Origin of the sequence: Microbacterium sp. A94 (genome assembly GCF_051842855.1) — a bacterium.
Taxonomy (GTDB): Bacteria; Actinomycetota; Actinomycetes; order Actinomycetales; family Microbacteriaceae; genus Microbacterium.
The window spans coordinates 199,434-224,728 of record NZ_JBPXMU010000006.1; the positions used below are offsets into that span (position 1 = coordinate 199,434).

General features: G+C 65.3%; 28 protein-coding genes. 24 read left to right on the plus strand and 4 right to left on the minus strand.

The features are described 5' to 3' along the window. The first annotated feature begins 2 nt into the window (after positions 1 to 2). The 23 genes from rplR to ACSU1L_RS15295 all read left to right on the plus strand — a co-directional run bounded on the left by rplR (position 3) and on the right by ACSU1L_RS15295 (position 18,130). Positions 3 to 362 carry a 50S ribosomal protein L18 gene (gene rplR, locus ACSU1L_RS15185; RefSeq protein WP_438255804.1) on the plus strand — a complete coding sequence of 120 codons (360 nt, stop codon included), beginning with the start codon at positions 3 to 5 and terminating at the stop codon, positions 360 to 362. Continuing rightward, on the plus strand, positions 359 to 1,084 hold the full coding sequence (rpsE, locus tag ACSU1L_RS15190; RefSeq protein WP_438255803.1) for a 30S ribosomal protein S5: 726 nt from the start codon (positions 359 to 361) through the stop codon (positions 1,082 to 1,084). The genes rplR and rpsE overlap by 4 nt, the downstream gene beginning before the upstream one ends. Then, positions 1,084 to 1,269, plus strand: a complete 186-nt coding sequence (rpmD, locus tag ACSU1L_RS15195; protein ID WP_438255802.1) for a 50S ribosomal protein L30 — start codon at positions 1,084 to 1,086, stop codon at positions 1,267 to 1,269. Before rpsE ends, rpmD begins: the two co-directional genes overlap by 1 nt. Next, a complete protein-coding gene (rplO, locus tag ACSU1L_RS15200) occupies positions 1,269 to 1,850 on the plus strand; it encodes a 50S ribosomal protein L15 (protein ID WP_439256349.1) in 582 nt (193 codons plus the stop codon). Before rpmD ends, rplO begins: the two co-directional genes overlap by 1 nt. A gap of 102 nt (positions 1,851 to 1,952) precedes the next feature. Further along, complete coding sequence (gene secY / locus ACSU1L_RS15205) at positions 1,953 to 3,275, plus strand: preprotein translocase subunit SecY (protein WP_438255800.1); 1,323 nt, start codon at positions 1,953 to 1,955, stop codon at positions 3,273 to 3,275. Next, positions 3,272 to 3,868 carry an adenylate kinase gene (locus tag ACSU1L_RS15210; RefSeq protein ID WP_439256350.1) on the plus strand — a complete coding sequence of 199 codons (597 nt, stop codon included), beginning with the start codon at positions 3,272 to 3,274 and terminating at the stop codon, positions 3,866 to 3,868. Before secY ends, ACSU1L_RS15210 begins: the two co-directional genes overlap by 4 nt. A gap of 1 nt (position 3,869) precedes the next feature. Then, on the plus strand, positions 3,870 to 4,715 hold the full coding sequence (map, locus tag ACSU1L_RS15215; protein WP_439256351.1) for a type I methionyl aminopeptidase: 846 nt from the start codon (positions 3,870 to 3,872) through the stop codon (positions 4,713 to 4,715). A gap of 173 nt (positions 4,716 to 4,888) precedes the next feature. Continuing rightward, positions 4,889 to 5,875 (plus strand): hypothetical protein, encoded by a 987-nt coding sequence (locus ACSU1L_RS15220; RefSeq protein ID WP_439256352.1) that lies wholly within the window; start codon positions 4,889 to 4,891, stop codon positions 5,873 to 5,875. Between the two features lie 222 nt (positions 5,876 to 6,097). After that, complete coding sequence (locus ACSU1L_RS15225; protein WP_438255834.1) at positions 6,098 to 6,763, plus strand: DsbA family protein; 666 nt, start codon at positions 6,098 to 6,100, stop codon at positions 6,761 to 6,763. A gap of 217 nt (positions 6,764 to 6,980) precedes the next feature. Continuing rightward, positions 6,981 to 7,202 carry a translation initiation factor IF-1 gene (gene infA / locus ACSU1L_RS15230; protein WP_017201569.1) on the plus strand — a complete coding sequence of 74 codons (222 nt, stop codon included), beginning with the start codon at positions 6,981 to 6,983 and terminating at the stop codon, positions 7,200 to 7,202. An 82-nt stretch (positions 7,203 to 7,284) separates the two neighbouring features. Further along, the gene (gene rpmJ, locus ACSU1L_RS15235; protein ID WP_005050492.1) at positions 7,285 to 7,401 is read left to right on the plus strand and encodes a 50S ribosomal protein L36; all 117 of its coding nucleotides are present in this window, start codon (positions 7,285 to 7,287) and stop codon (positions 7,399 to 7,401) included. Positions 7,402 to 7,542: 141 nt separating this feature from the next. After that, a complete protein-coding gene (gene rpsM / locus ACSU1L_RS15240; RefSeq protein ID WP_438255835.1) occupies positions 7,543 to 7,917 on the plus strand; it encodes a 30S ribosomal protein S13 in 375 nt (124 codons plus the stop codon). Between the two features lie 29 nt (positions 7,918 to 7,946). Beyond that, on the plus strand, positions 7,947 to 8,345 hold the full coding sequence (gene rpsK, locus ACSU1L_RS15245; RefSeq protein WP_438255836.1) for a 30S ribosomal protein S11: 399 nt from the start codon (positions 7,947 to 7,949) through the stop codon (positions 8,343 to 8,345). A gap of 145 nt (positions 8,346 to 8,490) precedes the next feature. Then, positions 8,491 to 9,480, plus strand: coding sequence for a DNA-directed RNA polymerase subunit alpha (locus tag ACSU1L_RS15250; RefSeq protein ID WP_438255837.1), 990 nt, complete (start codon positions 8,491 to 8,493; stop codon positions 9,478 to 9,480). Between the two features lie 34 nt (positions 9,481 to 9,514). Beyond that, positions 9,515 to 10,204: a 50S ribosomal protein L17, sunset domain variant gene (gene rplQ / locus ACSU1L_RS15255; protein WP_439256353.1), complete on the plus strand. Its 690-nt coding sequence runs from the start codon at positions 9,515 to 9,517 to the stop codon at positions 10,202 to 10,204. A gap of 262 nt (positions 10,205 to 10,466) precedes the next feature. Next, positions 10,467 to 11,819 carry an MFS transporter gene (locus tag ACSU1L_RS15260; RefSeq protein ID WP_438255839.1) on the plus strand — a complete coding sequence of 451 codons (1,353 nt, stop codon included), beginning with the start codon at positions 10,467 to 10,469 and terminating at the stop codon, positions 11,817 to 11,819. A gap of 26 nt (positions 11,820 to 11,845) precedes the next feature. Further along, positions 11,846 to 13,462, plus strand: a complete 1,617-nt coding sequence (locus ACSU1L_RS15265) for an arylsulfatase (RefSeq protein ID WP_439256354.1) — start codon at positions 11,846 to 11,848, stop codon at positions 13,460 to 13,462. 27 nt (positions 13,463 to 13,489) lie between these two features. Beyond that, positions 13,490 to 14,260, plus strand: a complete 771-nt coding sequence (locus ACSU1L_RS15270) for an IclR family transcriptional regulator (RefSeq protein ID WP_438255841.1) — start codon at positions 13,490 to 13,492, stop codon at positions 14,258 to 14,260. Continuing rightward, the gene (locus tag ACSU1L_RS15275; RefSeq protein WP_439256355.1) at positions 14,257 to 15,054 is read left to right on the plus strand and encodes a sulfite exporter TauE/SafE family protein; all 798 of its coding nucleotides are present in this window, start codon (positions 14,257 to 14,259) and stop codon (positions 15,052 to 15,054) included. The genes ACSU1L_RS15270 and ACSU1L_RS15275 overlap by 4 nt, the downstream gene beginning before the upstream one ends. Before the next feature lie 326 nt (positions 15,055 to 15,380). Next, a complete protein-coding gene (locus ACSU1L_RS15280; RefSeq protein ID WP_439256356.1) occupies positions 15,381 to 15,839 on the plus strand; it encodes an FAS1-like dehydratase domain-containing protein in 459 nt (152 codons plus the stop codon). Next, positions 15,836 to 16,243, plus strand: a complete 408-nt coding sequence (locus tag ACSU1L_RS15285; protein WP_438255844.1) for a MaoC/PaaZ C-terminal domain-containing protein — start codon at positions 15,836 to 15,838, stop codon at positions 16,241 to 16,243. Before ACSU1L_RS15280 ends, ACSU1L_RS15285 begins: the two co-directional genes overlap by 4 nt. Further along, a complete protein-coding gene (locus tag ACSU1L_RS15290; RefSeq protein ID WP_439256357.1) occupies positions 16,240 to 17,370 on the plus strand; it encodes a UDP-N-acetylmuramate dehydrogenase in 1,131 nt (376 codons plus the stop codon). The genes ACSU1L_RS15285 and ACSU1L_RS15290 overlap by 4 nt, the downstream gene beginning before the upstream one ends. A 358-nt stretch (positions 17,371 to 17,728) precedes the next feature. Then, positions 17,729 to 18,130 carry a VOC family protein gene (locus tag ACSU1L_RS15295; protein WP_439256358.1) on the plus strand — a complete coding sequence of 134 codons (402 nt, stop codon included), beginning with the start codon at positions 17,729 to 17,731 and terminating at the stop codon, positions 18,128 to 18,130. Between the two features lie 200 nt (positions 18,131 to 18,330). Here the strand turns inward: ACSU1L_RS15295 and ACSU1L_RS15300 are convergent, their stop codons facing one another. Further along, positions 18,331 to 19,530, minus strand: coding sequence for a pyridoxal phosphate-dependent aminotransferase (locus tag ACSU1L_RS15300; protein ID WP_438255847.1), 1,200 nt, complete (start codon positions 19,528 to 19,530; stop codon positions 18,331 to 18,333). A gap of 119 nt (positions 19,531 to 19,649) precedes the next feature. After that, positions 19,650 to 20,183 (minus strand): hypothetical protein, encoded by a 534-nt coding sequence (locus ACSU1L_RS15305; RefSeq protein WP_439256360.1) that lies wholly within the window; start codon positions 20,181 to 20,183, stop codon positions 19,650 to 19,652. Between the two features lie 126 nt (positions 20,184 to 20,309). Between ACSU1L_RS15305 and ACSU1L_RS15310 the strand changes: the two genes are divergently transcribed. Continuing rightward, positions 20,310 to 22,028 carry an acyl-CoA dehydrogenase gene (locus ACSU1L_RS15310; protein WP_439256361.1) on the plus strand — a complete coding sequence of 573 codons (1,719 nt, stop codon included), beginning with the start codon at positions 20,310 to 20,312 and terminating at the stop codon, positions 22,026 to 22,028. Between the two features lie 133 nt (positions 22,029 to 22,161). Here the strand turns inward: ACSU1L_RS15310 and aceB are convergent, their stop codons facing one another. Further along, positions 22,162 to 23,817, minus strand: coding sequence for a malate synthase A (gene aceB / locus ACSU1L_RS15315; protein WP_439256362.1), 1,656 nt, complete (start codon positions 23,815 to 23,817; stop codon positions 22,162 to 22,164). Between the two features lie 145 nt (positions 23,818 to 23,962). After that, positions 23,963 to 25,279, minus strand: a complete 1,317-nt coding sequence (gene aceA / locus ACSU1L_RS15320; protein ID WP_439256363.1) for an isocitrate lyase — start codon at positions 25,277 to 25,279, stop codon at positions 23,963 to 23,965. Between the last annotated feature and the right edge of the window lie 16 nt (positions 25,280 to 25,295).

A 25,295-nucleotide genomic window follows, 5' to 3' on the forward strand; every position in this document is an offset into this window, starting at 1 on the left:
ACATGGCTGTCAAGACAAAGTCTGACGCCCGCGCGCGTCGCCACTCCCGTCTTCGCAAGAAGATCGTCGGCACCGAAGCGCGTCCGCGCCTGGTCGTCAACCGTTCGGCTCGCCACGTCTTCGTCCAGTTGGTCGATGACAGCAAGGGCCACACCGTTGCATCGGCATCCACACTCGAGACCGAGCTGCGCTCGTTCGAGGGTGACAAGACCGCTAAGGCCCGCAAGGTCGGCGAACTGCTCGCCGAGCGCGCGAAGGCCGCCGGCTACTCCGAGGTCGTCTTCGACCGTGGTGGCAACCGTTACGCAGGTCGCGTTGCGGCCATCGCGGACGGCGCCCGCGAAGGAGGGCTGGCACTGTGAGTGACAACAAGGAGAAAGAAGTGACCGAAACGGCTGCTGCCGCTCCCGAGACGGCTGCTGCCGGTACCGAGGCTGCTGCCTCGACCACCGCAGCTGAGCCCGCCCGCGAGCAGCGCGAAGGCCGCCGCGGCGGCCGTGACCGAGGCCAGGGTGGCCGCGACCGCAACTCGCGCGACCGTGGCGACAACCAGTTCCTGGAGCGCGTTGTCACCATCAACCGTGTCTCGAAGGTCGTGAAGGGTGGACGTCGCTTCAGCTTCACCGCCCTCGTGGTCGTCGGTGACGGCAACGGACTGGTCGGCGTCGGCTACGGCAAGGCCCGCGAAGTTCCTCTGGCCATCTCCAAGGGAGTCGAAGAGGCAAAGCGGAACTTCTTCCGCGTGCCCCGCGTCGGCAACACCATCCCGCACCCGGTTCAGGGTGAGGCCGCAGCCGGCGTTGTGCTGCTGCGTCCGGCTGCTGCCGGTACCGGTGTTATCGCCGGTGGTCCGGTCCGCGCCGTACTCGAGTGCGCCGGCATCCACGATGTCCTCTCGAAGTCGCTCGGCTCGTCGAACACGATCAACATCGTGCACGCGACCGTTGCTGCTCTGAAGAGCCTCGAAGAGCCCCGCGCTGTCGCGGCTCGTCGTGGCCTCGACTACGACGCCGTCGTTCCGGACATCATCCTCCGTAACGAGGCCAAGGCCGCTGCTGCGGCTGCTGCAAAGGTAGGTGCCTGATGGCCGCCCGTCTGAAGGTGACCCAGATCAAGTCCAAGGTGAGCGAGAAGCAGAACCAGCGTGACACGCTGCGCAGCCTCGGTCTGAAGCGAATCGGTGACACCACCGTTCGCCCCGACGACGCGCAGGTGCGCGGTTACGTCAAGACCGTCGCACACCTCGTCCAGGTTGAGGAGATCGACTAATGGCTGAGAAGAACGACGCCGTCGAGGCCGAGAAGGCCCCGAAGAAGGCTGCCGCTCCCAAGGCTGCTGCCGCGAAGAAGGCACCGGCCAAGAAGCCGGCCGCCGCCAAGACGGCTCCGAAGGCGGATGCTCCGGCATCCCGTCCCGCAGTCCTCAAGGTTCACCACCTGCGTCCCGTCCCCGGCGCCAACACCGCGAAGACCCGTGTCGGTCGCGGTGAGGCATCCAAGGGTAAGACCGCCGGTCGCGGAACCAAGGGCACCAAGGCCCGCAACACCGTCCGTATCGGTTTCGAGGGTGGGCAGATGCCTCTGCACATGCGCACCCCGAAGCTGCGCGGGTTCAAGAACCCGTTCCGCGTCGAGTACCAGGTTGTGAACCTGGAAAAGCTCGCGGAGCTGTACCCGAAGGGTGGCGAGGTCACCACCAGCGACCTGGTCGCCAAGGGTGCCGTTCGCAAGAACGAGAAGGTCAAGGTTCTCGGCAACGGCGACATCGCCGTGAAGCTCACCGTCTCGGTCGACAAGGTCTCGGGTTCTGCCGAGCAGAAGATCGTGGCTGCGGGCGGAACCGTCAAGTAACCATGTCAGAGAGGGGTCGGAGTTTCTCCGGCCCCTCTCTGCGTTACGCTGGTCTTTCAGCCGTCCGTTGCGGGGCGGCATCCCTTTTCAGGAGGAACGCCCTTGTTTAGCGCTATCGCGCGGATCTTCCGCACGCCTGACCTGCGTCAGAAGATCGGTTTTACCCTGGCGATCATCGCCGTATACCGACTTGGCTCCCATGTCCCGGCTCCGTTCGTGCACTTTCCGAACGTTGAGGAGTGCCTGCGTCTGAACGCCGGCACGGAGGGGCTGCTGAGTCTGGTCAACCTCTTCTCGGGCGGTGCATTGCTGCAGCTCTCGATCTTCGCGCTGGGCGTCATGCCCTACATCACCGCGACGATCATCACGCAGCTGCTGCGTGTGGTCATCCCGCACTTCGAGGCGCTGCACAAGGAGGGCCAGGCCGGTCAGGCCAAGCTCACCCAGTACACGCGGTACCTCACCATCGCTCTGTCGCTGCTGCAGTCGACGACGCTGGTCACCGTGGCACGCAGCGGGCAGCTGTTCGGCCAGACCGACATCGCGGCCTGTCAGCAGCTTCTGACCAACGACGTGTGGTGGGCACAGCTGCTCATCATCATGGCGATGACTGCCGGTACCGGACTCATCATGTGGTTCGCCGAGCTCGTCACCGAGCGCGGCATCGGCAACGGCATGTCGCTGTTGATCTTCACCTCGATCGCTGCGACCTTCCCGTCGGCGATGTGGGCGATCTTCGAGTCGAACGGCTTCGAGGTCTTCCTCCTGGTGCTGGCGGTCGGAATCGTGGTCACGGGGCTCGTGGTCTTCGTCGAGCAATCGCAGCGACGAATCCCGGTCCAGTACGCCAAGCGCATGGTCGGACGCCGCACCTACGGCGGCACGAACACGTACATCCCGATCAAGGTGAACATGGCCGGTGTTATCCCGATCATCTTCGCTTCGTCGCTGCTGTACATCCCGATGCTCATCGCGCAGTTCAACACTCCGCAGGACGGCACTGAGCCGGCCGCCTGGGTCGTCTGGGTCTCCCAGAACCTCACCACGGGCGACCAGCCGCTGTACATGGCGATCTACTTCCTGTTGATCATCGGCTTCACCTACTTCTACGTCGCGATCACCTTCAACCCTGTTGAGGTCGCTGACAACATGAAGAAGTACGGCGGGTTCATCCCCGGCATCCGTGCCGGACGCCCGACGGCCGAGTACCTCGACTTCGTGCTCACCCGCATCACGTTCCCCGGCTCGTTGTACCTGGGCCTGGTCGCACTTATCCCGTTGATTGCTCTGTCCACCGTCGGTGCCAACCAGAACTTCCCGTTCGGTGGCGCCTCGATCCTCATCATCGTGGGTGTCGGTCTTGAGACGGTCAAGCAGATCGACGCGCAGCTTCAGCAGCGTCACTACGAAGGGCTCCTCCGTTGACAGTATCCGCACGACTCCTCATCGTCGGCCCGCAGGGCTCCGGCAAAGGCACGCAGGGCGTGCGTGTCGCAGCAGCGTTCGATGTTCCGGTGGTCTCCACCGGTGACATCTTCCGCGCGAACATCAAGGGCGGAACCGAACTCGGCGCGAAGGTCACCGAGATCCTCGACCGCGGCGACCTGGTGCCGGACGAGTTGACCAGTGAGATCGTTCGCGATCGCCTGGCTCAGGACGACGCGGTTTCGGGTTTCCTGCTCGACGGGTACCCGCGCAACGCCGTCCAGGTGGGTCACCTGGATGAGTTCCTGGCCGGTCGCGGCGAGGCTTTGGATGCTGTCATCCTGCTCGACGTTCCGCGCGAGGAAAGCATGTCGCGTCTGAAGCTGCGGGCATCGGAGCAGGGCCGTTCGGATGACACCGAGGAAGCCATCGCGCACCGCCTCGACATCTACGAGAACGAGACTGCCCCGATCCTCGAGGTCTACGGCGAGCGTGGCATTGTCGATCGCATCGATGGCGTCGGCTCGCTCGACGAGATCTTCGGTCGCATCGTCGCTGCACTCGGTGCGCGCGGGCTCAACGCCTCGGTCTGACGTGTTCCGCAAATCGATTTACAAGACTCCAGCCCAACTGCGGGCGATGGTCGAACCCGGACTCATCACGGCGGCTTCGCTGGATGCTGCCGAGGCTGCCATCGTTGCAGGAGCGACGACTGCCGCAGTTGATGCTGCGGCGTCGGAGGCGATTGTGGCCCGCGGCGCGGAGTCGAACTTCAAGCTCGTGCGCGGCTACCACCACACCACCTGCATCTCTGTGAACGAGCAGGTTGTGCACGGGATTCCGGGATCGCGCGTGCTGGAGCCCGGCGACATTGTCTCGGTTGATTCCGGTGCGCAGTTCCAGGGGTGGAACGGCGACAGCGCGCGGACGTTCATCGTTCCCGGTGGCGCTGAGCCGCTGCTGTCTGTGCGCGCTGAGCTGTCGCGGGTGACCGAGGGGTCGATGTGGGCGGGGATTGCCGCGATGGCATCCGCTTCTCATATCGGCGACATCGGAGCCGCGATCCAGGATTACATCGAGGCGCAGGGCCCGTCGTCGCTATCGGGTCAGCCCTACGGCATCCTGCGCGAGTATGTCGGCCACGGCATCGGCCGCAAGATGCACGAGGCGCCGAGCGTCTTCAACTACCGCACGCCGGATGCGGGTGCGGCCGTCAAGCCGGGGCTCGTCCTGGCGATCGAGCCGATGGTGACCGCGGGGTCGGAAGAGACCCTGGTCGAGGACGACGAGTGGACCGTTTCGACCATTGACGATTCGGACGGCTCGCACTGGGAGCACAGTGTCGCCCGCCACGAAGGTGGCATCTGGGTGCTGACCGCCGCGGATGGTGGGGCCGCAGGCCTCGCGCCGTTCGGCGTTGTGCCGGTGCCTCTGGCGTAGCCGCGCGCGCCGCCGCAAGAAACGTCTTGCCGCATGAAAAACGTGGTGCCAGCACCTGTTTCATGCGGCAAACCATTTCTCGTGGCGTGACGACTTGTTCTCCACAATTCGCCGACCGAGCTGAAGCTGGGGATAGCACCGTGTGAGAGCGCCGGTTCGGGCACGATGAGCGGATGCCATTGACACTGCTCGACCGCGCGTGCGCGGTCTCCCCGCTTCCGCTGTGCACGACCGATGATGCTCGGCGGCTCGGCATCCGGCCGAATTCGGCCTGGCTGCGCGTGCGCAAGGGGATATATGTCGACCGCGCCGCGTATGAGAAGCTTCCGGCGCGCAAGAGGTACGCCGTGCGCGTGTATGCCTTCCTGCGGAAGAACCCGGATGCTGTGCTCTGCCTCGAGTCGGCGGCTGTCATCTGGGGCCTGCCGCAGTTCAACGAGCCCAAAGACATCCACGTCTTCGACCCTGACCGCACCGCGTCGTGGCGGTACGGAGATGTCTGCGTGCACACCAGTCGTGATCCCCGTGCGATCGAACAGGTGAACGGGGTCTCCGTGACCAGCCTGCTCGATACCGTTTGCGATCTCGTTCGGGTCGTTTCGCCGGCGCAGGCGCTCGCAATCACGGATGCTTCGATCTCGCCGGTGCAGGGCGGATTGCTCAGCCTCAGCGAACTTCGGGAGCGGGCCAGCGGACAGCAGAATCAGCGTGGGCGGGCACGAATGCAAGCGGCGTGGGAACTGGCTGATCCGCTGGCGGAGTCACCGGCTGAAAGCTTGAGCCGAGCGGTCATCCTCTGGAGCGGGTTCGAGGTGCCGGTGCTGCAGCGCGAGTTCTTCTATGAGGGCGAGCTCGATCGGGTGGACTTCTTTTTCAAGTCGGTCCGCGGTATTGGCGAGTCTGACGGCTGGGGCAAGTACAACCTAGAAGATGCCGCCGAGGCGGCGAACAAGCTCAAGGACGAGAAGCGTCGTGAGGATCGGCTTCGCCGGCACCAGCATCCATTCGCTCGATGGGAAATGCGCGACATCTGGAAGGTGAATCCGCTCTGCCAGGCGTTGGCGTCGATCGGTGTGCCGATCGTTCGGCGGCGGCAAGACGCAATGCTGGTCACGCTTAAGTACAATCCGCGGGCGAAGCCGTGGAATCGCCGCGCCTGACCTCGCCTGCGCTGCGCGCGAGAAATGGCTAACTGCATGAGACAGGTGTTGGCACCACGTTTCTCATGCAGAAGGGCGTTTCTCGCGGGGGGAATGGCCCGGGGCACGGGCGAGCAGGGGGTGAGGGAGGGGAGCTCACTCACTGCGGGGGCATAGGATTTTGGGGAAAGATAAAAGGGTATGGGCGCTCGGCGCCACCCTCCTTCTACTGATCGGAACGTCATGGCTGCTGCCGCCAAGAGCAACACCAACTGGTTCGCCGTCGGAATCTCCATTGCCGTCGTCGTCGTCCTCGTCGGGCTCGGTGCCCTCGTCGTCTTCCTGAACAACCAGGCCGGTGCACCCGGGGTCGCGCCGCAGAGCACGATCATCGACGAGGACAGCGGTGCGATCGTCGTCGGTGAAGGCGACACCGAGGTCGATACATTCGTCGACTTCATGTGCCCCGCGTGCAACTCGTTCGAGCAGAGCTACGGCGCGCAGCTCCAGCAGGCTGCCGTGGACGGCGACATCACCCTTCGCCTCCACCCGGTCGCGATCCTCAACCACCAGTCGCAGGGAACGGACTACTCCTCGCGCGCAGGTGGGGCTGTCTACTGTGTTGCAGCCGAGGCGCCCGACTCGACGCTGGACTTCTTCGACCTGCTCTTCGCCAACCAGCCGCAGGGCGGTACGGCGGGCCTCAGCGACGACGAAATGAGCGCGCTCGCTGAGCAGGTAGGCGCGGGGTCCGCTGCCGATTGCATCGCCGACGGCACCTACATGAAGTTCGTCGAAGACCAGACCAACGCACACGACATTGCGAGCACGCCGACCGTGATGATCGATAACGAGCTCGTCAATCTTCAGGCGGGCGGCCAGGAGCAGCTCAACGAACTGCTCGGCTGATCCAACCTGCTCCACAAAGCGGGTCGCTCCTTCGGGAGCGGCCCGCTTTCTTGCTGATGACCAGGCCGGCGGCGGCTCAAGTTGCCGGATGCGCCTGTGGCGGATAAGATGGAGCGTTGGTGCCTTGCGCCCGGTTTTCGGCGTGTCCGTCCGGTTGAGGCATCACATTCATCCATCCAACGCAGATCGACCGGTCTGCAGAAGCGTCAGCGAGGCTATGGCTAAGAAAGACGGTGTCATCGAGATCGAGGGCGTCATTTCCGAGGCGCTGCCCAATGCGATGTTCCGCGTTGAGCTCAGCAACGGACATAAGGTCCTTGCAACGATCTCTGGAAAAATGCGGCAGAACTACATCCGCATCATCCCCGAAGACCGCGTGGTCGTGGAGCTCAGCCCCTACGACTTGACTCGCGGCCGTATCGTCTACCGCTACCGCTGATCGGTCGAGAAGTAACGGTTGTCCTGCCCCTCGACAGGCTCGGGGAGCGAGACAGCACGAAGACAGCGAACAAGGAAACAATATGAAGGTCAACCCCAGCGTCAAGCCCATCTGCGATCACTGCAAGGTGATCCGCCGCCACGGCCGCGTCATGGTTATCTGCAAGAGCAACCCGCGCCACAAACAGCGCCAGGGCTGAGCACTCTTCAGAACACAACTGAATAAACACAGGCAGGATCAAGACGCTTCCCAGGCTTAACGGCCGAAAGAAGCTGACACCTCGGGAAAGAGGCCCGGGTCCATATTCTGCCCCACACCTCTACTCACTCAGGAGAACCGCATGGCACGTCTTGCCGGCGTTGACATCCCGCGCGATAAGCGCGTGGTGATCGCCCTTACCTACATCTACGGCATCGGCCGTACCCGCGCCGTTGAGATCCTCAAGGCGACCGAGATCGATGAGTCGATCCGCGTCAAGGACCTCTCGGACGAGCAGCTCATCGCGCTGCGCGACCACATCGAAGGCACCTACAAGGTGGAGGGTGACCTGCGCCGCGAGGTTGCAGCAGACATCCGCCGCAAGGTCGAGATCGGCTCCTACGAGGGCATCCGCCACCGTCGTGGTCTGCCTGTTCGTGGACAGCGCACCAAGACCAACGCCCGTACCCGCAAGGGCCCGAAGCGCACCGTCGCCGGCAAGAAGAAGAGCCGCTAAGCGCGGCCAGGGACTAGGAGAAGACTTTCATGGCTGCACCTAAGGCCGCCGCGCGCAAGCCGCGCCGCAAGGAAAAGAAGAACGTCGCGCTGGGCCAGGCCCACATCAAGTCGACGTTCAACAACACGATCGTCTCGATCACCGACCCGTCCGGCGCTGTCATCAGCTGGGCATCCTCCGGTGGCGTGGGCTTCAAGGGCTCGCGCAAGTCGACCCCGTACGCCGCTGGTATGGCTGCCGAGTCGGCAGCCCGCCAGGCTCAGGAGCACGGTGTCAAGAAGGTTGACGTCTTCGTCAAGGGTCCGGGTTCGGGCCGCGAGACCGCGATCCGCTCGCTGACGGCCGCTGGCCTCGAGGTGGGTTCGATTCAGGACGTCACGCCTCAGGCACACAACGGATGCCGTCCGCCTAAGCGTCGCCGCGTTTGATCCGGTAAAGTCGCTCGCCCTCCGGGGTGAGCGACTTTCCGCCCGTCCTTCGACAAAGTTCAGGAACCGGGCACTGACTTTCAACAACTCAAAACCTCACCCACCACATGTCATATAGCGGGCATGTGATCGAAAGGAACACAGAGTGCTTATTGCACAGCGTCCCACACTGACCGAGGATAAAATCTCCGAGGATCGCAGCCGGTTCGTTATCGAACCGCTTGAGCCTGGCTTTGGTTACACCGTTGGCAACGCGCTGCGTCGTAGCCTGCTCTCGTCGATTCCCGGCGCCGCTGTCACCAGCATCCGGATCGATGGCGTGCTGCACGAGTTCAGCACGATCCCCGGTGTCAAGGAAGATGTCACTGAGATCATCCTGAACATCAAGCAGCTCGTCGTTTCGAGCGAGCGCGACGAGCCCATCACCGCTTACCTGCGTAAGACCGGTGCTGGCGAAGTTACCGCCGCTGACATCTCGGCTCCGGCCGGTGTCGAGGTGCACAACTCCGACCTCGTCATTGCAACGCTCAACGAGACGGCGAAGTTCGAGCTTGAACTCACCATCGAGCGTGGCCGTGGCTACGTGTCGTCGACCCAGAACCGTAACGAGTACGCCGAGGCCGGACAGGTTCCGATCGACTCGATCTACTCGCCGGTTCTCAAGGTCAGCTACCGGGTCGAGGCAACTCGTGCCGGTGAGCGCACCGACTTCGACAAGCTGATCCTGGACGTCGAGACCAAGTCCTCGATGCTCCCGCGTGACGCTGTTGCTTCGGCAGCGAAGACCCTGATCGAGCTGTTCGGCCTCGCTCGCGAGCTGAACGTCGAGGCTGAGGGCATCGAGATCGGCCCAGCGCCTGTGGAGCCTGTGCTCTCCAGCGAGCTGTCCATGCCGATCGAGGACCTCGACCTTTCGGTCCGCTCCTACAACTGCCTCAAGCGTGAGGGCATCAACACGGTGTCTGAGCTTGTCGCACTGTCGGAGACGCAGCTCATGAACATCCGCAACTTCGGCCAGAAGTCGGTCGACGAGGTGCGCGACAAGCTCATCTCGCTCGGTCTGTCGCTCAAGGATTCGGTGCCCGGTTTTGACGGCGCCCACTTCTACAGCGCAGGCGAAGACGAGTCCTTCTGACCTTCCCAAAATTCTGACCAGGAGTTAGATCAATATGCCTAAGCCCAGTAAGGGACCCCGCCTCGGAGGCGGCCCCGCTCACGAGCGTCTGCTGCTTGCCAACCTTGCCGCAGCGCTGTTCACCCACAAGTCGATCAAGACGACGGAGACCAAGGCCAAGCGCCTGCGTCCCTACGCTGAGCGACTGATCACCTTCGCTAAGCGTGGCGACCTGCACGCGCGTCGTCGCGTTGCCAGCGTCATCGGTGACAAGAGCGTCGTGCACACTCTGTTCACCGAGATCGCACCGCTGGTCGCCGAGCGTGAGGGTGGCTACACCCGCATCACGAAGGTCGGCTTCCGCAAGGGTGACAACGCGCCTATGGCCGTGATCGAGCTCGTTCTCGAGCCCGTCACCCCGAAGGTGAAGAAGTCCACCAAGGCTGCTGCCCCGAAGGCCGAGAAGGCCCCCAAGGCTGCTGACGCCGGCGCCGAGTCGCAGGAGGAGGGCGCAGCTGCTGAGGCTGTTGCCGCCGCTGCACTCGTCGAGGGCGACTTCGGTGCAGACTCCGCCGCTCCGAACGAGGACGGCACCGCACCTGAGGGCTTCGACATCAAGGGCAACAAGGACTCGATGAAGTTCCACCGCCCCGATGGCCAGTGGTACGACCAGACCGTCGCTGAGGTCTGGTTCCGCACCGCTGAAGCCGCTGAAGCCGCAGGCTTCGCCGAGGCCGGCAAGTAATACCAGCACGAACAGTCGAAACCCGTCACCCCTGAGGTGGCGGGTTTCGTCGTTTTCGGCGGCTTCGCACGTGAAGCACGGCCCGGGGCGGGCCCGGCGCAGGCCCTGCGCGGGCCCGGAGCCGACTCGACTTGACGGCGGCTGTGTTCACCTCGTAAAGTCGTGCTGGTCCCAATATGGGACACTGTCCCATGACGCGGGACGCGCGACGTATGAGTCGCGACCACAAACCAACGACGGCATCGACTTCAGGAGTCCGACGATGAACTCACGCCCCACCCGTACCAAGAATCCTCAACGAAACACCGTGCTCGCCAGTGTGTTCGGGTCGGTGATCGAGTGGTACGACTTCTTCCTGTACGCGACGATGGCCGCGCTCGTCTTCAATAGCGAGTTCTTCCCCGAGTTCGACCCGCTGATGGGCACGCTCGTGGCGTTCGGAACGTTCGCGGCCGGTTTCGTCACCCGCCCGATCGGTGGGCTCATCTTCGGACACTACGGCGACCGCATTGGCCGCAAGAAGATCCTTGTGATCACGATGCTCATCATGGGCATCTCGACCTTCCTGATGGGATGCCTGCCGACCTACGAGCAGATCGGCGTCGCAGCCCCGATCCTGCTGCTCATCCTGCGGATGCTGCAGGGCATCGGCCTGGGTGGCGAGTGGGGTGGCGCGGCCATCCTCACCTTCGAGCACGCCCCGCGCGGCAAGCGCGGCCTCTTCTCATCGTGGCCGCAGACCGGCGTTCCCCTGGGCCTGCTGCTGTCCACACTCGCGGTCAACCTCGTCTCGATCCCCGGCGATGAAGCGCTGTTGGAATGGACCTGGCGGATCCCGTTCCTGGCCAGCATCCTTCTCGTCGTCGTCGGACTCGTCGTGCGCCTCCAGGTGAGCGAGCCCAAGGCGTTCACCGCCATGGTCAAGACCGGCGACGTCGTCAAGGCCCCGGTGTTCGAGGTCATCCGCCACTACCCGAAGCAGATCCTCGTCGGCATCGGCGCTCGCTTCAGCGAGAGCATCACCTTCAACGTCTACAACGCCTTCATCCTGACCTACACGACAACAGTCCTCGGGCTCTCCAGCACGTATGCCCTCAACGGACTGCTGATCTCCAGTGTGATCGGATTCGTCGTCATTCCGTTCGCGGGGAAGCTCTCCGACCGGTACGGACGCCGCCCGGTCTTCGCCGCAGGTGCAGGTATCGCCCTAGTCACCGCTTTCCCGGTCTTCGCCCTCATCGACACCGGTGTGGAGCAGCTGATTTGGATTGCAATCATGCTCGGCTGGGCGCTCGGCGCGTGCACGATGTTCGGTGCGGAAGCAGCCTTCTTCGCAGAGCTGTTCCCGGCTCGTGTCCGTTACACGGGAATGTCGCTCGTCTACCAGCTGGGCGTTCTTCCCTCCGGCGCGATCGCTCCGATCATCGCGATCTGGCTGGTGTCGATCTCCGGATCGTCGTGGCCGGTCGCCGTCTACATCATGGTCGCCGCCGCCATCGCACTGATCTCGCTGTACTTCGCGAAAGAGACCGCGCACGATGACATCGACGTCGATCTCCACGCCAAAGCGGCCCAGCAGGAGAGCGAAGCCGCCGCCGTCCAGCCGGTTCGCTGACGTCACCCCGACACCGAAAGACACTCATGACTGAGAAGACCAACACGCCACCCAACGTCGTCCTCATCCTCGTCGACGACATGGGATTCTCCGATATCGGATGCTTCGGGGGAGAGGTGCTCACCCCGAACATCGATGCTCTCGCAGCCGGTGGTGCATCGCTCACGCAGTTCTACAACACCGCCCGGTGCAGCCCGTCGCGCGCCTCGTTGCTGACGGGGTTGCACCCCCACCAGACCGGTATCGGCATCCTTAACTACGACGATGCACCGGAAGGCTACGCGGGCAATCTCAACCGTGATTGCGTCACGATCGCCGAGGCTCTGAAGCCCGCCGGCTACCGCAGCTATGTCTCCGGCAAGTGGCACATGGCCGGCGATATTCACAACCCGACGGATGCCTGGCCCACGCGGCGCGGATTCGATGAGTTCTTCGGAACGCTCGAGGGTGCCGGAAGCTTCTTCCAGCCGCGCACGCTGACCCGCAACGAAGTAAACGTCGAGGCGGAGACCGAAGCGGAGGACTTCTACTACACGGATGCCATCAGCGATAACGCTGTGGAATTCATTAAGAAGCACGAAGCTGAGCACGGCGACGACCCGTTCTTCATGTATGTCGCCTACACCGCACCGCACTGGCCGCTGCACGCGCTGGAAGAAGACATCGCCAAATATGCCGGCCGTTTCGACGCCGGATGGGACGAGCTGCGCGCCGAGCGGCTGGCTCGCCTGGTGGCATCCGGAATCATCGACGAGCAGTGGAAGCTCACCGAGCGCGATGCGCGCATCCCCGCCTGGGACGACGTCTCGGACAAGGAGTGGGAGGCCATGCGCATGGCGGTGTACGCCGCGCAGATCGACCGGATGGACCAGGGTGTCGGACGCGTCGTCGACGAACTGCGACGCCAGGGGACGTTCGACAACACGATCATCCTCTTCCTCTCCGACAACGGTGGATGCGCCGAGGAGATGCCGCTGGAGACCGCGAAGGAATTCGTCACCACGTACGTCTCCTTCGACGCCATAACCCGTGACGGTCGCGAAGTCCGGCCAGGCAACGATGCGAGCATCATCCCCGGTGGTGAAGACACGTACGCGACCTATGGACGCGCGTGGGCGAACCTCTCGAACACACCGTTCCGCGAGTACAAGCACTGGATTCATGAGGGCGGGATCTCCACGCCGCTGATCGTCAGCTGGCCCGACCAGCTGCCCAGTGGCGTCATCCGCAACCAGCCCCACCAGCTGCCGGATGTCATGGCCACGGTGTTGGAAGCAGCCGGCACCGAGTATCCGGAAACCTATCCCGACCGCACCCCTCTGCCCCTCGAAGGTGTGAGCATGCTCGACACCCTCCGCGAGGACGCCGCCGATGATGCGCGACTGCTGTACTGGGAGCACGAGGGCAACTGCGGTGTGCGCCGGGGCCAGTGGAAGCTCGTCAAGAAGTACGCGCAGCAGTGGGAACTGTACGACATGGTGCGCGATCGCACCGAGCTGCACGACGTTGCCGCGTCGCATCCGGCGATCGTCGCGGAGCTGTCGGCGGCCTACGACGTCTGGGCATCGCGCTGCGGGGTCATCCCGCGCGAGCGCGTGCTGGCACTGTATGAGTCCCGCGGCAGCGGACTGCCGTCGGAGTGATGTGCGCAGCCGCGATAGTCTGACGTGATGGAAGGAACCTCGGACAACGCCGTATCGAAGGCGATCCAGATTCTTTCCGCACTCCGAACGCACACCGATGGGGCAAGCGCTCGCGAGCTTGCCCCGTCGACGGGCTTCGCCCGAAGCACGGTGCAGCGGATCCTCGCGACTCTGGCTGCCAGCGGCATGGTGATCCAGGATGCTTCGACCCAGCGGTACCGGATCGGTCCGCAGGCGCTCGTGATCGGTCTCGGATACAACGGTGGCAACGTGCTCGTCAACGAGTCGCGCCCGTACATGTTCGCGCTCCGTGACGAGACCCACGAGACGGTGGGGCTGTCGGTCGCCGTGGGCAACGCCCGAGTCTTCCTCGAGGAAGTGCAGAGCAACGCCGAGATCCGCTTCGCCTCGGAGATGGGCCGGCTGTACCCGCTGTGGTCCGGTGCCAACGGACGCATTCTTATGAGCGGAATGTCGGATGCTGAAATCGATCGGGTGCTGGCCGACCATGAGCATGACGCCTCACTGTTCGACTCCCTGACGCCGGATGAGATCCGAGAGCGCATCATCGACATGCGCGAGCGTGGGTTCGCGGTGGCATCCAATGAGACGATCGCGAATGTGAGTTCCGTGGCAGTCGGCGTTCGTGACGGGTCGGGACAGATCTGCGCAGCTCTGTCGATCTCCGGGCCCGCCGACCGCTTCACCGCAGACAAGATGAATGACGCCGCCGGGCGGTTGCAGGAAGCTGCCGCAGCCATCGCCAAACGACTGGGCGCAGGACGAGGGATGAATTGACCGAGACACCCGCAGCAAGAATCCGCGGTCCGCGGGCGTACATCACCTTCGTCATCATCGGGCTCGTCGCCGGCCTCCTGTCCGGTCTGTTCGGTGTCGGCGGCGGAACGGTCATCGTCCCTCTGCTCGTGCTCACGCTGCCGTTCGACCAGCGCCTGGCAGCGGGCACGTCTCTCGCCGCGATCGTGCCGACTGCGAGCATCGGGGTCATCTCGTACGCGGCATCCGGATCGGTCGCCTGGATTCCCGCACTGATCCTCGCCGGAGGCGCCGTCATCGGCGCCCAGATCGGCACCCGGCTGCTGCCGCGGATCTCGCAGACCGCGCTGCGCTGGGGCTTCGTCGGGTTCCTGCTCCTCGTGATCGTGAGCCTGTTCCTCGTCGTGCCATCGCGTACCGCCGTGTTCGAACTCGGCTGGATCAATGGCGTGGGCCTGGCCGCAGTCGGCGTCTGCACCGGTGTCATCGCCGGACTCATCGGCGTCGGCGGCGGCGTGATCATCGTGCCGGTGCTGATGCTGGTCTTCGGCACCAGTGACCTCGAAGCCAAGGGCACGAGCCTGATGATGATGATTCCGACCGCGATCTCGGGGACCATCGGCAACCTTCGCCACCGCAACGTCGACCTGCTCGCCGCCGGAATCATCGGGCTCTCCGCCTGCACTATGACAGCCCTCGGCGCGTGGCTCGCGACCCTGCTCGACCCCTTCGCCGGCAACATGCTCTTTGTCGGATACATTGCAGCCATCGCCGTGCAGATGACCATCAAAGCCATTCGCGGGCGCCGACGCTGAGGCTGGGCTGGGCTGGGCTGGGGCTGGGCTGGTCGCCTGTTCGGAGCCTCGGGCCGAGGCCGCGCGTTCGGGAGGAGATCGCGCGTTTGGGCGGCGGATTCCAGCACGATTGGCCGCCCGAAGCTGCTTTCTCCGCCTAAGCGTGCGGCGCATTAGCCGGATGCCGCGCGTTCGGGAGCAGATCGCGCGTTCGGGAGGAGTTCGCACGTTTGGGCGGAGGATTCCAGCACGGATGGCCTCCCAAGGCTGCTTTCTCCGCCGAAGCGTGCGGCGCATCGAACGGACGCCGCGCTGAGGCCGAGGCATCCACTCGGTAGACTCGATGGGTGTCTGTGAACTCCGAACTGGTCGGCCGGGAATTCCCGCCGACACCGCCGTACCTGGTCGGCCGTGAGAAGGTACGCGAGTTTTCTCGCGCCGTCTTCGCCGACGCCCCGCTGCACACCGACGTCGAGGCCGCACGTGCTCTCGGCTACGCGGATGTCGTGGCGCCGCCCACCTTCGCGATGGTCATCCAAGACCTCACGCTGCAGCAGCTGCTCGCCGAACCCGACTCCGGAATCGTGCTGGCCCGAACCATCCACGCCGAACAGCGCTTCGCCTACACGCGGCCCATCGTCGCGGGCGACGAGCTCACCGGACGGCTGAAGGTCACCGGCATCCGAATGATGGCAGGAAACGCGATGATCACCAGTGAAGCCGCGATCACGGATGCCGGCGGCGACCTCGTCGTCACTGCGACGAGCGTGCTGCTGGTCGGCTCGGACGAGGAGGACGCAGCATGAACCTCTCTACTCTCTCTGTCGGTGATGTGATCGCTGAGCGCACCGTGCACCTGACTCGTGAGTCGCTGGTGCGCTATGCCGGAGCATCCGGAGACTTCAACCCCATCCACTACCGCGACGATGTTGCGGAATCCGTGGGCCTGCCCGGCGTGCTCGCGCACGGCATGCTCACGATGGGACTCGCCTCATCTGTCGTCGTCGCAGCTCTCGGTGATGTCGCGAAGATCACCGACTACGGCGTGCGCTTCACCCGCCCGGTCGTCGTCGATCCCACCGACGGCGCGGACGTATCCGTGCTCGCCAAGATCGGCGCCGTGGATGCCGAGACCGCACGCATCGACCTCACCGTGAAAGCCGCCGACACCACCGTGCTGGTCAAAGCGCAGCTGCGCGTCGCGCTATGACGACGCCGATCCCGCTCTCGCAGCTGACAACCCTGCGCACCGGCGCCGCCCCCGAGCGGATGCTGGATGCCACCACAACCGCGTCGCTGATCGAGGCGCTGCGTGAAGTGTGGGCGCGGCACGAGGAGTGGTTCGTGCTCGGCGGCGGGTCGAACCTGTTCGTCGGTGACGAGCCGTTCGAGGGCACCGTCATCCGTGTGCTGACCACGGGGATCTCGTTGATCCCGTCGCCCCATCCGGGGCGTATGCGCGTGCGCGTGCAGGCCGGACACAACTGGGATGACCTCGTCGCCTACACGGTCGAGCAGGGGCTCGCCGGTATCGAGGCGATGAGCGGGATTCCCGGGACCGTCGGTGCCGCGCCGGTGCAGAACGTCGGGGCGTACGGGCAGGAGATCCAGGAGACGCTAGTCGAAGTCGAGCTCATCGACGAATCGACCGGTGAGGTGTCGACGGTTCCGGCCTCGGAGCTCGGACTCGGTTTCCGCACCTCGGTGCTCAAACACCACTACGACAGCGTGCCGCTGCGGCATGCGGTCATCCTCTCGGTGACGCTTGATTTGGCGGAGGTCGGCGCGGCCGGACGCGTGGTCCGCGGCGAACAGTTGCGTCGAGCGCTCGGACTCACCGGCGAAGAGGCTGTTCCGCTGGCGTGGGTGCGCTCGGAGATTCTGCGCATCCGGGCATCGAAGGGGATGCTGCTCGACGATGCGGATGCTGACACCAGCAGTGCCGGTTCGTTTTTCCAGAACCTGATCGTGTCGGAGACCGTGGCGAACCAGCTGCCGCCGGAGTGCCCGCGGTGGCCGGTCGCCCCAGACCTGGATACGGTCACGGTCATTCCGCTGGAGGCCTACGACGGCCAGGTGCCTGCGGCGCCCGCTGTGCGCAGCGAGGTCAAGGTCAGTGCCGGCTGGCTGATCGAGAACTCCGGAATTTCCAAGGGGTTCAGGCTGCCGCGCTCGCGCGCCGGGATCTCAACCAAGCATGCGCTGGCGCTGACCAACCGCGGCGGTGCGACGGCGGGAGAGCTGGCGGAGCTTGCTCGGTACATCCAGGCCCGCGTACATTCGGAGTTCGGGCTGCTGCTGCAGCCGGAACCGGTGCTCGTCGGCGTGGAGCTGTAGGGGTTGGACCTCCGGGCTGTTGCCCGTTCCGGGCTGTTGCCCGTTCCCTCTCATTTCCCCCGCGCATAACTCCTGAGAACTAGTGGCTGCGGCCGTGATTCTGGCCGGTTCCGGGGTGTTTCCGGCCATTGTTCAGGAGTTGTGCGCGGTGGCGGCGGGCGGCGGAACCGTGGCTGGGCAGTCCGCGGCGGGGCGTTGCCTGCTCCGGTTCGCGCATAACTCCTGAGAACTGGTGGCTGCGGCCCTGATTCTGGCCGGTTCCGGGGTGTTTCGCGCCATTGTTCAGGAGTTGTGCGCGGTGGCGGCGGGCGGCGGAGCCGTGGCTGGACAGTGCGCGGCGGGGGAGTACGCTCGCAGGATGACTGGACTTGTGCCGTACCTGTTCTTCCCCGGCAACGCGGCCGAGGCGCTCGGCTTCTACCAAAGTGTGTTCGGTGGCGAGCTCGTGCTCTACACCTACGCAGATGCGCAGCGCACGGACGGCCCGGCAGATGCAATCGGCCACGGCATGCTGCAGGGCACCGTTGAACTGTTTGCCGCGGATGCTGCCGGAGACGAGGACGCCGTGCACATCGTCGGCGCGAGCTTCTCGCTGCTCGGCACTGCTGAGCCCGAGGTACTGCACGACTGGTTCACGAAGCTGTCGGATGGCGGCACCGCAATCGATCCGCTGCAGCAGCGCCCCTGGGGCGACTTCGACGGCCAGGTCACTGACAGCTACGGCATCCGTTGGCTGATCGGGTACCAGGTCACCGCCTGAATCGCGCCGCCGCCGCCGCTGCTGCCGCCGCCGCTGCTGCCGCCGCCGCTGCTGCCGCCGCGCTGCCGCTGCTGCCGCTCCGCGACTAGCCGCCGCAACATGAGTCGTGGGTTTCCCCGCGAATCACCACTTCCCCAGTGGTGACTCGTGCGGAAAGTGGTGACTCATTCGCGAGGTGGTGAGTCGCTGCGCGAGCAGCGCTAGGCGAACATGCGCTGCAGGCGCTGCATCCCCTCAAGGAGCTGCTCATCGCCCAGCGCGTACGACAGGCGCAGGTAGCCGGAGGGGCCGAAGGCCTCGCCCGGTACCACGGCCACTTCGGCCTGCTCGAGGATCAGATCGGCCAGCTCCAGCGACGTGGTCGGGGTGACGCCACCCCAGGTGCGGCCGAGCAGCCCCTGCACATCCGGATACACGTAGAACGCGCCGAGCGGGTTCGGCACCCGCACGCCATCGATCTTCGACAGTTCGGACACGATCAGGCGGCGGCGGCGATCAAACGCCTCGCGGAACTGCTCCGACTCCGTCTGCGGACCCGTCAGAGCGGCGATCGCCCCGTGCTGCGCGACGTTGTTCACGTTGCTGGTCAGGTGCGACTGCAGGTTGCCGGCGACCTTCATCGCATCGGTCGGGCCCACCATCCAGCCCACCCGCCAACCGGTCATGGCATAGGTCTTCGCGACGCCGTTGACCAGGATCGTCTGGCCGGCGACATCCGGAACAGCCTCCACAATCGAGGTTGCCTTCACTCCTTCGTAGGTGAGGTTCTGGTAGATCTCATCCGAGATGACCCAGATGCCGTGCTCAACCGCCCACTCGCCGATCGCCCGGGTCTCTTCGAGCGTGTACACAGCGCCGGTCGGGTTCGACGGCGACACGAACACCAGCGCGGTGGTGCGCTCGGTGCGTGCAGCCTCGAGCTGCTCGACGGTCACCTTGTAGTCCTGGTCGGCCCCGGCGAAAACCGACACCGGGATGCCGTCGGCCAGAGCGATCGCCTCGGGGTAGGTGGTCCAGTACGGAGCCGGCAGCAGCACCTCATCGCCCGGATTCACCACGGTCTGGAACGCCTGGTACACCGCCTGCTTACCACCGTTGGTGACGATGACCTGGCTCGCCGCGACCTCGAGACCGGAGTCCCGCAGCGTCTTGGCGGCAATCGCCTCGCGCAGCGCCGGGAGGCCGCCCGCCGGCGTGTACCGGTAGTTCGCCGGGTTCGCGAGGGCAGTGGCTGCAGCATCCACGATGAACTGCGGGGTGTTGAAATCGGGCTCGCCCGCGGCATACGAGATGACGGGCTTGCCCGCGGCCTTGAGGGCCTTGGCCTTCGCGTCGACCTTCAGGGTCGCCGATTCGGCAATGGCGGACAGCTTGCGGGAGAGGGGGGCGCGTTCAGTCACGCCTCAAATGCTACTCGGCCGCGTCGCAGTCCGGAACTGGAGGATGCCGCGCGGGCATCGTCCGTGACGAAACGCCGACGCGCGGTAGTCGGAAGGCCGCCATGCCCTAGACATGCCCGTCACTGAAACGCGGGCACGAACGGCCACGGAAACAGGCCCTCGCCGGCGAGAATAATGGCAGCCGCGGTGAACGAGACCGCCGTGATCGCCGCCCAGACGAGCTGCGGGGCCGGGCTCGGTGTGCGGATGCTGAGACCGAGGCCGAGCAGGAACATCGCCGCGAACAGCCACCAACCGAACACGAACGCGAACCACGGCACCGTCAGCAGAAGGAACGCTTCGGGCGGCGCGGCCCACGACAGCAGAACAGGCAGCGTCAGCGCGGCGAGAGTCAGAAGTGAGTGGACACCGGCTATCGCGAGCAGGGCGAGAGCGACAGCTCCGCGGATCGAGCCGCGCGGGGCGGATCGGCGTTTGCTCTGCTTCGCCGTGTGGGCACGTGCGAGCGCGGGTGGGAGTTCGCGATCGGCGGCACCGGCAGCGCCGACACCGGCGGCGGCAGCGCCGCCGACATCGCCGGCACCGGCTGCATCGCCAGCAGTAGCGGCATCAGGTTCGGGGCCGGAGGAATCGCGGCCGGGAGGATCGTCCATGCGCAGCAGGTTATCGAGAGCGCGGGCGTCGGATCGGAGTTATCCACAGGCGACGGCGACACCCTCTAGCCGTGAAACTCGGTCTCAGATAGAGTGAGCCTGAGTGTCTATCAATTGGAGCTGACGATGACTGCTGCCTACATCCCGCCCGTCGCGGACTATGCCTTCCTCTACAGCGAGGCCTTCGGCCGTGACATCGTCGCCGCAGCCTCCGAAGGCGCACTCAGCGCTGAGGACGCCGTCGAGATCATCGTGGGCGCCGGCGAGTTCGCCGCCGAAGTACTCGCACCTCTGGACCGCACCGGCGACCAGGTCGGCGCACAACTCGTCGACGGTCAGGTGCGGCTGCCCGAAGGCTTCGCCGCCGCATACCAGGCACTGGTCGAGGCCGGATGGGTGGGCGCCACCGCTCCGGAATCCGCCGGTGGTGACGGACTCCCCGGCTCAGTCGCTGCCGGACTCGGCGAGATCTGGAACGCCTCCAACGCGGCCTTCGCGCTGTGCTGGATGCTGGGAGCCGGTGCCATCCACGCGCTCGATGCCGCAGCATCCGAAGAACTGCGTGAGACCTACCTGACCAAACTCGTCAGCGGCGAGTGGACCGGCACCATGAACCTCACCGAGCCGGAGGCGGGCACCGATCTCGGCGCGATCCGCACGATGGCGACCCCGCGCGAAGACGGCACCTGGTCGATCAGCGGGCAGAAGATCTTCATCACGTGGGGCGACCACGACATCGCCGACAACATCGTGCACCTTGTTCTCGCGCGCAATCCGGATGCCCCGGACGGAGCCCGCGGGCTCTCACTGTTCGTCGCACCGCGCCTCCTGGTCGAACCGGACGGTTCGCTGGGGGAGCGCAACCGCATCGAGACGGTCGCGATCGAGCACAAACTCGGCATCCACGCGAGCCCCACCTGCGTGCTCTCCTACGAAGAGGCCACCGGCTATCTCGTCGGTGAACTGCACGGGGGCCTGGCCGGAATGTTCGTCATGATGAACTCCGCCCGCGTCGGCATGGGCCACCAGGCGACCGGCATCGCCGAGCGCTCATACCAGGGCGCCGCTGAATATGCCGCGGGACGCATGCAGGGGCGCGTGCTCGATCGTCCCGCGGGGACGCCGATCGCCGAGCATCCGGATGTCCGGCGCATCCTGCACTCGATGTCGAGCCAGGTGTTCGCGATGCGGGCGCTGTCGGTGTTCGTCGGCGACCTGTTCGATCGGGCGGATGCTGACGCCGACGTGCTGCGGATGGCCGAGCTGTTCGTGCCCATCCTCAAGGGGTGGGCGAGCGAAGAGGCGCTGCGGGTGACGAGTGATGGCATCCAGGTGTACGGCGGGATGGGATTCATCGAAGAAACTGGCGCCGCCCAGCACTACCGCGACGCCCGTATCGTGCCGATCTACGAGGGCACCACCGCGATCCAGGCGAACGACCTCATCGGACGCAAGGTGCTGCGCGATCAGGGCGCGACCGTTGCGGCGCTGTTCGAGCAGATGGAGGAGACCGTGACGGCGCTGCGCACGGGTGAATCGGGCGTCGGAACGCGGACGGCCGACCGGCTCGAGCGGGCAGTGGTGGCTGCGCGTCAGGCGACGGAGGCTGTGCTGGGCTTCGCGGATGCGCCGCGCGATGCGTATGCGGCGAGTGTCCCGTATCTGATGCTGCTCGGCACGCTCGCCGGTGGCTGGATGCACGCGCTCGCCGTGGTTGCGGTGGCCGGGCACGCGACTGCGGAGGAATCGGATGCTGCGCGCCTCACCGATGCAGACTTCTACGGTGCCCACCACCTGGTGCGCGTGCACGCGCTCGCCGAGACGGTGGCCGCCGGCGAAGTCTGAGCCGAGCGCACGAGCCGACCGCACGAGCCGAACGCACGAGCCGAACGCGCGAGCCGAACGCACGAGAAAGGTCCTGCTGCACGAAACATGTGCTGGCAGGACCTTTCTCATGCAATTGGGCCTGTTTCGCGGCTCAGCCCTCTTCGACCAGGAACCTCGAGTACGCCGACAGCGTCAGGAACGCGGGGAACTCCGTCCCCAGCGACACCTCGCGGAACACCTCCGCAGCATCCTCGAAGCGATCGGACTCGGAGCGCGGAACCTCCGCCAGGACCTCGGCGATCAGCCCCTCGACGTACTCGGGCGTGATGCGGGTGCCGTTCTCCGTCGTGCGGTCCTGGTGGATCCACTGCCACACCTGCGAGCGCGAGATCTCTGCGGTCGCGGCATCCTCCATCAGATTGTCGATCGCCACCGCGCCGAGCCCACGAATCCACGCCTCGATGTAGCGGATGCCGACCGAGACATTGTCGCGCACACCCTGAGCGGTGATCGGACGCCCGATCTGCAGGTTCAGCAGATCCTCGGCGGTCACATGAACATCGTCGCGCTGCCGGTCGACCTGATTCGCACGATCGCCCAGCACGGCATCGAACTCCGCCTGCGCGGTCGGAATCAGATCGGGGTGCGCCACCCACGTGCCGTCGAAGCCATCGTTCGCCTCACGCTTCTTATCTGCTGCAACCTTCTCCAGCGCGATCGCGGTGACCTCGGGGTCTCGACGGCTCGGGATCGATGCGCTCATGCCGCCGATCGCGAAGGCTCCGCGCCGGTGGCAGGTCTTCACCAGCAGCTCGGTGTACGCGCGCATGAACGGCACTGTCATCGTGACCTCGCTGCGATCGGGCAGCACGAAACGTGCGCCGCGGCCGCGGTAGTTCTTGATGATCGAGAAGATGTAGTCCCAGCGTCCGGCGTTCAGGCCCGCGCAGTGATCGCGCAGCTCGTACAGGATCTCGTCCATCTCGAACGCTGCAGGCAGTGTCTCGATCAGAACGGTCGCCCGGATCGTGCCGTGCGGGATGCCGACGTACTCCTCCGCGAACGTGAAGACGTCGTCCCAGAGCCGGGCCTCTTCGCTGGATTCGAGCTTGGCGATGTAGAAGTACGGGCCGCGGCCCGAGGAGATCAGCGCCTTCGCGTTGTGCAGGAAGTAGAGACCGAAATCGGTCAGAGATCCGGATGCTGCCATGCTGCGGCCGGTGCGATCGATGAAGTTTAGGTGCTTCTCGGTCAGGTGCCAGCCGCGCGGACGCATCACGATCGTCGGCGTCTGCTCGGCGGTGACCTCGTAGCGCTTGCCTTCGGGCGAGGTGAAGGAGAGCTCACCGCGGATCGCATCGCGCAGCGACAGTTGCCCGCCGATGACGTTGTGCCAGGTGGGGCTCGTAGCATCCTCCTGGTCGGCGAGCCAGACCCGTGCGCCGGAGTTCAACGCATTGATGGTCATCTTCGGGTCCGTCGGGCCGGTGATCTCCACGCGGCGGTCTTCCAGGCCGGGGCCCGCACCGGCGACCTGCCACGCAGCATCATCGCGGATGTGGCGAGTGTCGTCGCGGAACCGCGGGTCGTGGCCGTTGCCGATCTCGAAGCGGCGGCGCATGCGGTCGGCGAGCCGGTCGTGGCGGCGGGCCGCGAAGCGGTGGTGCAGCTCGGTGAGGAAGGCGAGCGCCTCGGGAGTGAGGATCTCGTCGAACCGGTCGTGCAGCGGGCCCGTGACCTCCAGGGTCGGGCCCTGCTTGATCGTCTGAGTGGGAGCGGTGGTCGGGGGAGCGGTGGGAGTGGTCATGATCGGAATCCTTTTCGTGGAGTGCGTCTCAGAAGATGCGGGTGTGCCAGGCGTGGGGCGGCACTTTCTGTAACGCGGAGATGGGGATGTCTCAGAAGATGCGGGTGCGGGCGGTGGTGACCCGCATCTTCTGAGACATGAGCGGTTAGTGGAACTGCGCGGCTTCGGTTGAGCCGGCGAGAGCGAGTGTCGCGCTGTCGGGGTTGAGCGCTGTGGAGATGACGTCGAAGTAGCCGGTACCCGCTTCGCGCTGGTGCTTGGTAGCGGTGTAGCCGTGTGCCTCGGCGGCGAATTCTGCTTCCTGCAGCTCGACGTATGCGCTCATGGCGCGGTCCGCGTAGCCGCGGGCGAGCTCGAACATCGAGTGGTTCACGGCGTGGAAGCCGGCCAGGGTGATGAACTGGAACTTGTAGCCCAGGTCAGCCAGTTCCTGCTGGAACGTCGCGATCTGCTCGTCGGACAGGTGGCTCTTCCAGTTGAAGCTCGGAGAGCAGTTGTAGGCCAGCAGCTTGCCGGGGAACTCTGCGTGGATCGCCGCGGCGAACTCGCGGGCGAGCTCGATGTCGGGTTCACCCGTCTCCACCCAGATGAGGTCGGCGTACGGAGCGAAGGCCAGACCGCGGCTGATGACCGAGTCGAGGCCCGCGCGAACCCGGTAGAAGCCCTCGGGGGTGCGCTCGCCGGTGGTGAATTCCTGGTCGCGCTCGTCGACGTCGCTGGTGAGGAGGTCTGCGGCGAGAGCGTCCGTTCGGGCGATGATGACGGTCGGAACGCCGGCGACGTCGGCCGCCAGACGCGCGGCGTTCAGTGTGCGGATGTGCTGCTGGGTAGGTACGAGCACCTTGCCGCCGAGGTGGCCGCACTTCTTCTCGCTGGCGAGCTGGTCTTCCCAGTGGATGCCGGCGGCGCCGGCCTGGATCAGCGAGGATGCCAGTTCGTAGGCGTTCAACGGACCGCCGAAGCCGGCCTCAGCATCGGCGACGATCGGTGCCAGCCAGTCCTGGGTGATGGTGCCCTCGGCGTGCTCGAGCTGGTCCTGACGCAGCAGCGCATTGTTGATGCGGCGCACGACGGCGGGAACGGAGTTCGCCGGGTACAGCGACTGGTCCGGGTAGGTCTGACCGGCGAGGTTGCCGTCAGCGGCGACCTGCCAGCCGGAGAGGTAGATGGCCTTGAGCCCTGCGCGAACCTGCTGAACGGCCTGGCCACCGGTGTAGGCGCCGAGCGCTCGGACGTAGTCCTCGGTATTGATGAGGTTCCAGAGGTTCTCGGCGCCGCGGTGGGCGAGCGTGGAGGATTCGCGGACGGAGCCGCGGATGCGGACGACATCCTCTGCCGTGTAGGTGCGCTCGATGCCATCCCAGCGGGGATCGGTGTCCCAGATCTCCTGCAGCTCGGCGGCGGTCTGCGTCTGGTCTCCGGCACGAAGGGGCGGCTGTCCTGGAGTTGCGTGGATGGTCATTCTGTCTCCCTGAGTC